We start from the raw sequence: 12,180 nt of genomic DNA on the forward strand, positions 1-12,180 counted from the left end.
ATGCATACATTGAAAATGATTTACATAGAGTATGTATGTGTAATTTAAATTCGAAACGGAAGGGTGAATACATCCCAATGATCAACTAATTCTATTTGCAAGAGATCTTCGTTAAAAAACGAAATATTCTTCTGAATAGGATTAGTATGTACATTTATAGAAAAGGGATGTATTTCGCTCTGTGAAAATATAGTCTTTTCATATGATTTGTGCTGCCTCCTGTTCAGAACATGAAATAGGAGGCTTTTTTATGTCGACAAATGTAGTAACAAAACAAAATACCGGGGTATCGCAAGTATTAAAAAATCGGTTTGTGCAAGGAATTCTAGCATCAGCATTATTTTTGCAAATAGGAATATGGGTTCGAAACTTTGCGGTATTACTATACGTAATGGAAATGACAAAAGGTGATGCTTTTGCTATTTCAATGATTTCAGTTGCTGAGTTTGCTCCAATTTTCATCTTTTCCTTTATTGGCGGAACTTTTGCTGATAGGTGGAAGCCAAAGAAGACAATGATATGGTGTGAAATGTTAAGTTCTATTTCAGTATTTGCTGTATTAATTACTCTTATGTTTGGTACGTGGAAAATTGTGTTTTTTGTCACGCTTATTTCTGCAATCCTTTCGCAGTTTTCTCAACCATCTGGAATGAAATTATTTAAACAACATTTATCAACGGAACAAATCCAATTAGCGATGTCTATATATCAAACAATATTTGCGATTTTTATGGTGTTAGGACCGATTCTTGGAACATTTATTTTTCATAGTTTTGGAATTTATATTTCAATCATCATAACAGGTATCGCTTTTTTACTTGCGGCAGCTGTGTTGTTATTTCTTCCTAAAGATCTTGAGAATGATAATGAGAAGAAAGAAATCACTCTATTACAGGAAATGCTGGACGGTATTAAATACGTGAAAAAGAAAAAAGCATTAACTTTACTAGGGCTTTGTTTTATGGCAGCAGGACTAGGTATAGGATTAATTCAGCCATTAGGTATATTTATTGTGACGGAGCAGTTAGGGCTGTCAAAAGAGAGTTTACAATGGTTACTGACAGTCAATGGTGCAGGGATGATTGTTGGTGGAGCTTTAGCGATGGTATTTGCGAAGAATGTTGCTCCGCAAAAGATGTTAATTGTAGGGATGCTCGGTCAGGCGATTGGTATTGGTATTATAGGTTATTCGACAAATTTATGGGTGACACTTACAGCACAACTTTTTAGCGGTTTAGTTCTTCCTTGTATCCAAATTGGTATTAATACGCTCATCATTCAAAATAGCGATACTGATTTTATTGGTCGTGTAAATGGTATTTTAAGTCCACTATTCACAGGTTCAATGGTAGTAACGATGAGTATTGCTGGCTCATTAAAGGAGATGTTTTCATTAAGTATGATGTATGAAGGAACGGCTTTCCTTTTTATAATTGGATTATTGTTTATTTTACCTATATACAATTTAAAGCCAACGATAGCAATAGAAAGTGAAATAAGTGGTAAAGGAAGTGCTATACAAAATGAATCCTAATCCAAATGTTAAATACCCTATTGAAGGAAATCAAAACGTCCATTTTATAAAAAATACAATAACAAAAGCTAATATACTTGTTGGAGACTATTCATATTATGATGCGAAAGATGGAGAAACATTTGAAGATCGAGTATTACATCATTATGAATTTCTTGGAGATCGCCTTATTCTTGGAAATTTTTGTTGTATTGCAAATGGAGTTACCTTTATTATGAACGGAGCGAATCATCGGATGGATGGATTTTCGGCATATCCATTTAATATATTTGGAAATGGGTGGGAGAAGTATACACCTAATTTGTCTGATTTACCTTACAAAGGTGATACAGTTATAGGAAATGACGTTTGGATCGGTATGGATGCAACGATTATGCCTGGAATAAAAATAGGGAATGGTGCAATAATAGCAGCTAAATCTGTTGTGACTAGAGACGTCGCACCATATACAATTGTTGGTGGAAACCCTGCAAATAAAATAAAGGAACGATTTACAAATACAATAATAGAAGAATTATTGCAAATTCAATGGTGGCATTTTGATATTGAAAAAATAACTGAAAATATAAGTGCTATTGTACAAGGGAATATAGAGCCATTAAGAAAGCTAAAAAGGGAATAAAAAATGCATAACAAAGAGTATCATACCTCCGAATTTTGTTAATGATAATAGAACAAGGAGGTGTGATACTATGGCACAAGACGTTTTATGTGAAGTAAACAACTGTAAATTTTGGGCTAACGGCAATAAATGTAGTGCAGATGCAATTTATGTTGTAAGTCATAAAGGTAAACAAGCATCTACAACGGAAGAAACAGATTGCAAAACTTTTGATCCAGAAGTATAAATTTTTTTAAGGGTAACCAAATCGTGGTTGCCCTTTTATTAATTATAGTATTGATAATAAATCTCATTTTCATTCATTATTTTTAACTTTTCTTGTTATTTTTTCATATTTTCTTCATAAGTGATGTAATCCAGAGTAATTCATGTTCAATACGTGATTTACTAAATTCAATGATTTCTGTAATAAAAGAGGAGGTAATATCTAAAGATTGAATAGCAGTAAGCTGTTTATGTAGTATGTCTTGGCGCATTGTTAAAATTTCTTTTCTAGCTTCGCAATCAAGTTTTTCAAAAAGCGCGACACGAACAAGAAACTCTGCATTGTTTGTCGCGAGTTTTTCGGGAAACTCGCGTAACATTTCAGAAAACATTTTTTCTCCGGTTTCTGTTATGTCGTACATATTTCGGTTTGGTTTTCCGACTTGTGTATGTACTTTTTTCGTTATAGCCCCCATATTCTCAAAACGCCGAAGAGAAGGATAAAGCATATTATGATTTAATTCAAAATTCTCTCCTAACCGATTTTGGATATTTTTCTTTATTTCATAACCGTGTTTTGGCCCTGAAGTTAATTCTGCCAGTAATAAAATATCAACATACATAAAAATCCTCCTTATATATTTCTCAAGTTATTCAATGAAAAATCTCCTTTAGTATATGTTAAAATAACATATGTTAGATTATACAACTTTGAACTACCGACCTATCACTTTTATTGTAAAAGAAAAGGGAGGAAAGAACTATGACTTCGCCTGAAAATGTGATTTTAGTTCATGAAATTTCAAAGCTGAAAACAAAAGAAGAATTGTGGAATTCATATGAGTGGTATCAATTTATGAGGGATAATCATTCGGTTCATTATGATGAGGAGCAGGATGTATGGAATGTTTTTTTATATGATGATGTAAATCGAGTTTTATCGGATTATCGCTTATTTTCAAGTAGAAGGGAACGAAGACAATTTGCAATCCCACCTTTAGAAACTAGGATAAACATCAATTCTACTGATCCACCAGAACATCGCAATGTACGTTCTATTGTTTCTAAAGCATTTACTCCAAGAAGTTTAGAACAATGGAAACCTCGAATACAGTCTATCGCAAATGAACTTGTAGAACATATCGGAAAATATAGTGAAGTTAATATCGTTGAAGAGTTTGCTGCACCTTTACCTGTTACCGTCATATCCGATTTATTAGGAGTGCCAACAACTGACCGTAAAAAAATTAAAGAATGGTCGGATATTTTATTTATGCCGTATAGTAAAGAAAAATTTAACGATTTGGATGTAGAAAAAGGAATTGCGTTAAATGCATTTAAAGCATATCTTCTTCCAATCGTTCAAGATAAAAGATATCATTTAATCGACGATATTATTTCAGATTTAATACGAGCGGAATATGAAGGCGAAAGATTAACTGATGAAGAAATTGTTACTTTTTCTTTAGGTTTATTAGCCGCTGGTAATGAAACAACTACAAATTTAATTATTAATAGTTTCTACTGCTTTTTAGTGGACTCACCTGGAACATATAAAGAATTAAGAGAAAAACCTAAATTAATTTCGAAAGCAATTGAGGAAGTATTACGCTATCGCTTTCCAGTTACATTAGCTAGGAGAATTACAGAGGACACAAATATATTTGGACCTTTTATGAAAAAGGATCAAATGATTGTTGCATGGGTAAGCGCAGCAAATTTAGATGAGAAAAAGTTTTCACAAGCATCTAAATTTAATATACACCGAATAGGAAATGAAAAGCATTTAACCTTTGGTAAGGGCCCTCACTTTTGCTTAGGGGCACCACTTGCACGTTTAGAAGCTGAGATTGCATTAAGTACTTTTATAAAGACTTTTGAAAAAATAGAGTTATCTTCATCCTTCTGTTTAGAAGAATGTATATTGGAAAATGAACAAACATTAAAACATTTACCTATTCGATTGGAAGCTAAATAAAAATCTTAACAAGATGTATATATTTGCATCTTGTTTTTTGTTTCTCAATTGTGAGTTTTATAAAATTACCTTAATATGGAATTGTATAAAATGTAGAGGAGGATTCTTATGTTGACTTGTAATGGAAGTAAATCATTTCAAAAGTTTATTAAAGGTGTTACAGATCTTATGGAAAATTGTTTATTCGAAGAAGAAATAGTGTGTGGCATTGAAAAGTTACTAGAAGAACTTTTAGAAAAGAAAACATGGCTTCCGATAGAGAAACAGAAGGCGAATTCGGCTCAATATGCACGACACTTGCTATATGAAGACCCTTTAAAGCGTTTCGAAGTATTAGCTCTCGTATGGAAAGACGGCCAATCTACACCTTTACATGATCATGATGGTACATGGGGAGTAGAAGGCGTTTTTACAGGAAGGATAATGGTGCAGAACTTTATACAAACGAAGCAACTTGAAAATTCACTTGTGTATTTAACACATACAGGAAATCTTTATTTGGGAGAAGGAGAAACAGATAAAGTAATTCCACCAGCTGATTGTCATATTCTTGAAATAGGAAAAAGTGAAAGCGTTATCACAATTCATGTTTACGGAAAACGTTTGGAAAAGTTTAAAGTATTCGTCCCAACTGAAGAAAAGAATGTGTACATGTGTGAGACAAAATATATTAGTTATAATTCATAGTTTAAAATCCAAAGCTTTTTTTAAAAAGTTTTGGATTTTATTTATAATTATTTCTTGACCTGAAACGCTTTTCATAAATTATAAATAAGGAGTACTTCACGAAATAAGTATGAAAACGATACCTTTCGTTTAATATGAACGCGTGTATATATAGAAAGTGGTGAAGAAATAATGAAATTAATTGCAATTGATTTAGACGGAACTCTTCTTTCGGGGAATAAAATGATTAGTAAAGAGAATGCAGAGGCAATTCGAAAATGTCAAGAAGCAGGTCATGTTGTAGCAATTTGTACTGGACGTTCTATCGTCGACATTGAGCGATTATTGTTAGAAGTTAATTTAGAGTGTCCAATTATTGCCGAAAATGGCGCGCTTATATATAAAGATAAAAAAATGATGAAGAGATATCCAATTCAAAATATGCAAGCACTTGAGATTGTGCACTATCTTGAAGAAAATGGGTTATATTATCAGCTTTATACTGATAAAGGTGTGTACGTGCCGGAATATGGAGTAGAAAGTGTACGTAATGAAATCGAATATGTGAAGAATTCAAATGAAAATATCGACTTGAAAGAGTTAGAAACGATTGCAGCATTATACCTTGAACATACAGCATTTCATAGTGCCGAAAGCTGTAAACCGATTGTAGAAACAGATATACATGTGCATAAACTTTTGCCATTTTCTTATGATATAGAAAAATTAAAAAAGTTAAAAGAAACGTTTCTGCATAATACTGATTTAGCCATTACATCTTCGTATTGGCATAATTTAGAGATTAATCACCGAGACGCCCAAAAAGGAAATGGATTATATACTTTAGCAGAACACCTGAATATTCCAGTTGAAAATACTGTAGCGATAGGTGATGGGCTAAACGATGTATCAATGATGGAAAAAGCAAATATATCAATTGCAATGGGGAACGCAGTCGAAGAAATAAAAGCGATGTGTCAATACGAAACCTTATCAAATGAAGAACATGGTGTTGCACATGCTTTATATAAATATGTAATGTAATAAAAAAAGAAAAAAGAATCTACATAGATTCTTTTTTCTTTTTATTAGGGGTAAGGTATTCTATGAGATTCATAGAAGCCTTATTACATTTTATTATATAGAATATATTGGAATAAATGTTTATATTTTTCATAAAAATTGTGAAAATTTTATGAACTTTATATTTTTTGTATTTTTATACTGCAACAATCGGTGCGTAAAACTCTAACATCAAAATTATAAGTATGCATGTCGGCGCGATTTATGTTGTTCGTCAAATCAGAATTGATATGTGATGAACAAAATGCATACTGATTAAAGTTTCATTTTATATGTGAATCCCTCTCTTTTTTAATTGAAAAATAAAATTTGTTCGAATAATTATTCTACAGCTATATACCTAATGGCACATTCTTCGTATAATGGAGAAGTATAAATTTTGAATTTGTATTAATTTTACATATTGAGGTGAAAAAAGAATGAATGCGCGGCTAATGGAACTTATTGATGTGAGTACAATAGAAACCATGGCAGAACAATTTTATCAATTAACCAACATATCACATCAACTTCTTGATGCTGAAAAAGAATGTATATTTTCTTTTGGAATAAATGAGACGAAAATATGTAAACTTCCCAAAATTGAAATCCCCATTTTCATATACAATCAATATTTAGGATCTTTTGTAGTATGGTCAAACAAAAGTGAAATTTTCAATTGTCAAAAATATTTTGAAATGCTTTCAAATCTAATTATAGATGGAGTAATGAAAGGATTCCAAAGTAAAAATACAACGTTACTTTCTCGAAAAGAGGAGGAACTACATACAATCTTACAAAACATGCCTGTTATGGTTGATGCACTTGATTATAATGGAGATTTTGTTTTGTGGAATCGCGAATGTGAAATTGTGACAGGCTATACTGCAGAAGAGGTAATTGGAAATCCAAACGCACTTCGATTACTGTATCCTGATCATAATTATCGTCACGAGATACAAAAGAAATTTTTGACTCGCGGAAAGAACTTTAGAGATTGGGAAATGCGCTTAACATGTAAAAATGGTGAAATTAAAACGATAATGTGGTCCAATATATCAGAACAGTTTCCTGTAAGTGGATTTAGTTATTGGGCTGTTGGGGTAGATATTACACATTTAAAAGCAATAGAAGAGAAATTAAAACAACAAACGTCTGAATTGGAATTAATTTTTAAGGCTTTACCAGATTTATGTTTCTTAACAGAAGATGATGGAACAATTATTGATTATAAAGCAGGATCCCCTACAAAATTTTACGTACCCGCAGAAGCTTTTATGGGAAAAAAGTTTTACGAAGTATTACCATCTACAGTAGCACAAAAATTTCAAGAAGCAATTTGTCAAGTGAAAGAAAAAGGAACAAATACAATTATTGAATATCCACTTACAATTAATGAAAGTATCGATTTCTTTGAAGCTAGATGTTTACCGTTATTGCATGATAAAATTATGATTATTGTACGGGATATTACAGAGCGGAAAAAGACAGAAGAATTGCTAAATAAATCAGATACACTTGCAGCAATCGGTCAATTAGCTGCTGGTGTAGCTCATGAAGTAAGGAACCCATTAACAGTCATTAAAGGGTTTATACAGTTATTCCAAATTAATATAGAAGATCAAGAAAAATATTTTGATCTAATGCTTTCTGAAATTGAAAGAATAGAAGCAATTCTGCAAGAGTTTTTGTCGATTGCTAAAACAGATGAAATAAGTACCGAAAAGAAAAATATTTATCAAATATTTAAAAATGTCGTATCATTAATAAATACAAAAGCAATTATGACAAATATTCAAGTTGAATTATATACAGATTCCAAAGATATAATCCTTGAATGCTCAGAAAATCAATTAAAACAAGTATTTATTAATATTTTGCAAAATTCAATCGAAGCTATGCCGGATGGTGGAAAAATTGCAATTCATATAAAAGAGATAAACGATGAGGGTGTCATTATTCATGTAATTGACGAAGGAATAGGGATACCTGAAGAAAGAATTAAGAGATTAGGTGAGCCATTTTATAGTACGAAAGAAAAAGGTACTGGTATCGGATTAATGCTAAGTTATAAAATTATTGAAAGTCATCAAGGGAAAATAAGTATTATGAGTGAGGTTGGTGTCGGGACAACAGTGAATATTTATTTGCCAAAAGCTCAGAGTAAAAAATCTTTATCAAATTATGATGATAGATTCGAATCAATGCGTCCAATTATTAATTCTTAAATTACTAAATACCCAATACCCAAAAGCTTAGTTTTTGGGTATTGGGTATTTTTACATTTAATTTAGTAAACTTTACCTTTTCTTTAGATTTGTTTTAATTTCTATTAAGTTTTAAACATTATATTAATATTTGTACAAGGTAATGTATGGAAGTCGCACGTTACTTTTAATATAGAAACCAAATATTATTTGAAATGTTGTAAGGAGGAGATTAAGACGAAGTGAAAAAACAAGAGAAAACAAGAGGTAGAGCAATACCGATGCGGTTAAACATTTTATTTTTTTGTGTATTTTTATTATTTTCTGCCATGATCATACAGTTAGGTAAAGTACAAATTATCGATGGAGAAACGTATAAAAATGAAATAGAGAAGAGAGAAAATGCAACCGTAAGTCTTTCTGTTCCGCGCGGAAAAATATTTGATCGAGAAGGGAATCCAGTAGTTGATAATAAATCTTTACGTACAATTACATATACAAAGATGAAAGGTGTAAAATCAGAAGAGATATTAAAAACTGCAAGACAACTTGCAGACATAATTGAAATGCCGCAAGAAGATATAAATAAGCTAACTGAAACGGATAAGAAAGATTTTTGGATGCAATTAAATCCGAAACTTACCGAAAAATTAGTATCTAAAAAAGAAATAAATAAGTTCAGAGATAAAGATATTACCGGGGAAAATTTAGATAAAAAAATAGAAGAGTTAAAAAGGAAGCGTGTAACAGATAAAAATCTTCAGGAATTAACAAATAAAGATATAAAGGTGTTAGCTATTAAAAGTAAGATGACTTCTGGTTATCGAATGGCTCCTCAAATTATTAAAAAAGATGTTAGTGAAAAGGAATTCACTATAATTAGTGAAGGTTTAGCGAATCTCCCAGGTGTAGACGTATCGGTTGATTGGGAGAGAGTGTATGTAAATGATGGATTATTCCGATCTGTTCTTGGAAATGTTTCTAATTCCGATGAAGGATTACCAAGTGAACGATTAGATTACTACTTGGTACGTGATTATAGCCGAAATGATAGAGTTGGAAAAAGTTATATCGAGCAGCAATACGAAGATGCACTTCATGGTACAAAAAAAGAAGTAAGAAGCGTTGCAGATAAACAAGGTAATACAATTAGAACGGAAACAGTTTCTGAGGGAAAGAGCGGTAAGAATTTAACTTTAACAATAGATATGGAATTACAGAAAAAAGTAGAAGAAAGTATAGAAAAAATATTAAAGGCATATAAAGGATCAGAATCCATGTTAGACCGTGCTTTCGTGGTGATGATGAATCCGAAAAACGGACAAGTATTATCCATGGCTGGGAAAAGACTTGTAGAAAAAGACGGAAAAACAGAAGTTGAAGACTATGCTTTAGGCACAATGACTAGTTCTTATGAGCTCGGATCAACAGTTAAAGGTGCAACAGTTTTAACTGGATTTGAAACGAAAGCTATAACACCAGGTACTTATTTTTATGATGCACCTATGAAGTTTAAAGGAACTAAGGAAAAAAAGTCTTGGAAAGAGTTTGGAAATATTGATGATTTAAGAGCGTTACAAGTCTCTTCAAACGTTTATATGTTTCATACAGCATTAAAAATTGCAGGTGTGGATTATGTGAAAAATAGTTCATTAAATATTAAACAGGAGTACTTTGATAAAATGAGGTATTATTTCAGGCAATTTGGATTAGGTGTTCCAACGGGTATCGATTTACCGAATGAAACAGCTGGACAAATTGGTAAAAAAGATAATCAACCTGGTTTCTTACTAGACTACTCAATTGGCCAGTATGACACCTATACGCCACTTCAGCTTGTACAGTATATTTCAACAATCGCAAACGGTGGATATCGAATGAAGCCACAAATTGTTCAAGAGGTAAGAGAGCAAACGTCGCAAAAAGATGAGATTGGTAAAGTGGTGCATTCAGTAGAACCAATCGTTTTAAATAAAATAGATATGAAAGTGGAATATATAAATCAAGTAAAAGAAGGATTTAGAAGAGTGTTCCAAGAAGGTGATGGAACAGGTGTAAGGGCGTTCCAAAAAGCATCTTATAAACCAGCAGGTAAAACAGGGACTGCACAGACAGTATACGGTGGAGAAAGTGATATTGGAAGAAATGAAAAAGGTGAGCGAAGAGAATGTTATAATTTAACGTTAGCAGGATATGCACCATATGATAATCCTGAAGTAGCATTCTCTGTAGTTGTACCGTGGGTTATTAATGATAAATCTGGTATTAATTCTGATATTGGAAAAGAAATTTTAGATGCTTATTTTGAATTGAAAAATAAGTGATTGACTGGAGAAACTACAAAAATAGATAGCTCTAAAGAAGATTAAAATATATGAAATGTTATAGAAACTAGAGTCGTCTTATTTAGGGATAGATTCAAAATGGGTGATAGAGAGGTAAAATCATTCTATCAATTATTCACGTTTTATAAAATAAATCATATATTGATAGCATAGGACAAGCTGAAAAGCTTATTCTAACCTCACAGAACACTCCTTATCACGGTTAGGCATCTACTTATGTAGATGCCTTTTTTAATTTAATGACGGACAATTATTTATCAATCTAAAGTAGCAAGTTTATTGGGACTATTAGGGGAAGATTGACGGTAATAATTACAGTATGCTTAATAAGTGAATTGAAATGTAAGGAGTGAGAAAGAAGTGCTAAATATTTTAATGGTTAATTTTCCAGCAGAGGGACATGTAAATCCTACATTAAGTTTAGTCAAAGCCTTCATTGAACGGGGTGATCACGTACATTATATTACAACAGAACATTTTAAAGGCAGAATTGAAGATTTGGGAGCTACTGTTTATACCCATCCAGATTTATTAAAGGAGATTTCTATTGATACTGAAACTTCATATGGGTTGAATTCTTTCTTTCATGTACATGTTCAAACTTCTTTATATATATTAGAAATTACGAAAAAATTATGTGAAAGCATAATTTTTGATTTTGTAATTTATGATATATTTGGTGCTGGAGAGTTAGTAAAGGAGTATTTACAAATACCAGGTGTAGTTTCTTCTCCTATATTTTTAATTCCTCCAGAATTTTTAGAGACGTTACCTTTTCATCCAAATGCAGAAATACAATTCCAACCCGATGAACTTTCTGAAAAGTTACTATATCAAATGGAGCATGAATTTGGCGTAAAACCTAAAAATAATCTTCAATTTATGCATAATAAGGGAGATATTTCTCTCGTGTACACAAGTCGTTATTTCCAACCTAATAGCAATTCGTTTGGAGAAAATAACATTTTTATTGGGCCGAGTATTTCAAATCGTAAAACAAATGTAGAGTTTCCATTTGAAATGCTTAAAGAGAAGAAAGTTATTTACATTTCAATGGGAACACTACTTGAAGGACTCGAACCATTCTTTAATACTTGTATTGATACTTTCTCAGATTTTGATGGGATAGTTGTAATGGCAATTGGTGATAGAAATGATCGTTCTAAAATTAAAAAAGCGCCAGACAATTTTATAATTGCTTCATACGTACCCCAATCAGAAATATTAAGTGAAACAGATGTTTTTATTACACATGGCGGCATGAATAGCGTACACGATGCTATATATTTTAAAGTCCCATTTGTAATAATTCCACATGATAAAGATCAGCCAATGATAGCACAAAGGTTAACTGAGCTTGAAGCAGCGCATCGGTTATTAAAAGAGTATGTTAATGTGCAAACTTTGAAAGAAGCGGTAACAAACGTACTTTCAAATGAAAAGTATAAACATGGTATACGAAAACTTAATGATAGTTTTTTAGAATGTGGTGGTCCAAAAGAAGCCATTGCAGTTATTGAATCTCTTTTAAGTAAATAGTGTCAACAATATACAAGCATAGA

10 protein-coding genes are annotated in these 12,180 nt (G+C 31.8%); 9 read left to right on the forward strand and 1 reads right to left on the reverse strand.

The features are described from left to right. Window positions 1-250 precede the first annotated feature (250 nt). The 3 genes from ACQVV1_RS02140 (at window position 251) to ACQVV1_RS02150 (ending at window position 2,382) form a co-directional block, all read left to right on the forward strand. Window positions 251-1,534 carry an MFS transporter gene (locus ACQVV1_RS02140; protein ID WP_431168537.1) on the forward strand — a complete coding sequence of 428 codons (1,284 nt, stop codon included), beginning with the start codon at window positions 251-253 and terminating at the stop codon, window positions 1,532-1,534. After that, the gene (locus ACQVV1_RS02145) at window positions 1,524-2,156 is read left to right on the forward strand and encodes a Vat family streptogramin A O-acetyltransferase (protein WP_431168538.1); all 633 of its coding nucleotides are present in this window, start codon (window positions 1,524-1,526) and stop codon (window positions 2,154-2,156) included. Before ACQVV1_RS02140 ends, ACQVV1_RS02145 begins: the two co-directional genes overlap by 11 nt. A gap of 70 nt (window positions 2,157-2,226) precedes the next feature. After that, window positions 2,227-2,382 carry a DUF1540 domain-containing protein gene (locus ACQVV1_RS02150; protein ID WP_000046091.1) on the forward strand — a complete coding sequence of 52 codons (156 nt, stop codon included), beginning with the start codon at window positions 2,227-2,229 and terminating at the stop codon, window positions 2,380-2,382. 103 nt (window positions 2,383-2,485) lie between these two features. Here the strand turns inward: ACQVV1_RS02150 and ACQVV1_RS02155 are convergent, their stop codons facing one another. Next, window positions 2,486-2,983, reverse strand: coding sequence for a PadR family transcriptional regulator (locus ACQVV1_RS02155; protein ID WP_242253430.1), 498 nt, complete (start codon window positions 2,981-2,983; stop codon window positions 2,486-2,488). A gap of 140 nt (window positions 2,984-3,123) precedes the next feature. Between ACQVV1_RS02155 and ACQVV1_RS02160 the strand changes: the two genes are divergently transcribed. From ACQVV1_RS02160 to ACQVV1_RS02185, 6 genes are all read left to right on the forward strand, one after another. Next, window positions 3,124-4,338, forward strand: coding sequence for a cytochrome P450 (locus tag ACQVV1_RS02160; protein WP_309260188.1), 1,215 nt, complete (start codon window positions 3,124-3,126; stop codon window positions 4,336-4,338). Window positions 4,339-4,446: 108 nt separating this feature from the next. After that, a complete protein-coding gene (locus tag ACQVV1_RS02165) occupies window positions 4,447-5,025 on the forward strand; it encodes a cysteine dioxygenase family protein (protein WP_242253432.1) in 579 nt (192 codons plus the stop codon). Window positions 5,026-5,196: 171 nt separating this feature from the next. Continuing rightward, complete coding sequence (locus ACQVV1_RS02170; RefSeq protein ID WP_063223506.1) at window positions 5,197-6,048, forward strand: Cof-type HAD-IIB family hydrolase; 852 nt, start codon at window positions 5,197-5,199, stop codon at window positions 6,046-6,048. Between the two features lie 458 nt (window positions 6,049-6,506). After that, window positions 6,507-8,294 carry an ATP-binding protein gene (locus tag ACQVV1_RS02175; protein WP_063223505.1) on the forward strand — a complete coding sequence of 596 codons (1,788 nt, stop codon included), beginning with the start codon at window positions 6,507-6,509 and terminating at the stop codon, window positions 8,292-8,294. Between the two features lie 221 nt (window positions 8,295-8,515). Continuing rightward, on the forward strand, window positions 8,516-10,597 hold the full coding sequence (locus ACQVV1_RS02180) for a peptidoglycan D,D-transpeptidase FtsI family protein (protein ID WP_431168539.1): 2,082 nt from the start codon (window positions 8,516-8,518) through the stop codon (window positions 10,595-10,597). 381 nt (window positions 10,598-10,978) lie between these two features. Beyond that, complete coding sequence (locus tag ACQVV1_RS02185) at window positions 10,979-12,157, forward strand: macrolide family glycosyltransferase (RefSeq protein ID WP_309260190.1); 1,179 nt, start codon at window positions 10,979-10,981, stop codon at window positions 12,155-12,157. Window positions 12,158-12,180 lie beyond the last annotated feature (23 nt).

Source organism: Bacillus basilensis (assembly GCF_050630465.1).
In the GTDB taxonomy this organism is placed as follows: Bacteria; Bacillota; Bacilli; order Bacillales; family Bacillaceae_G; genus Bacillus_A; species Bacillus_A basilensis.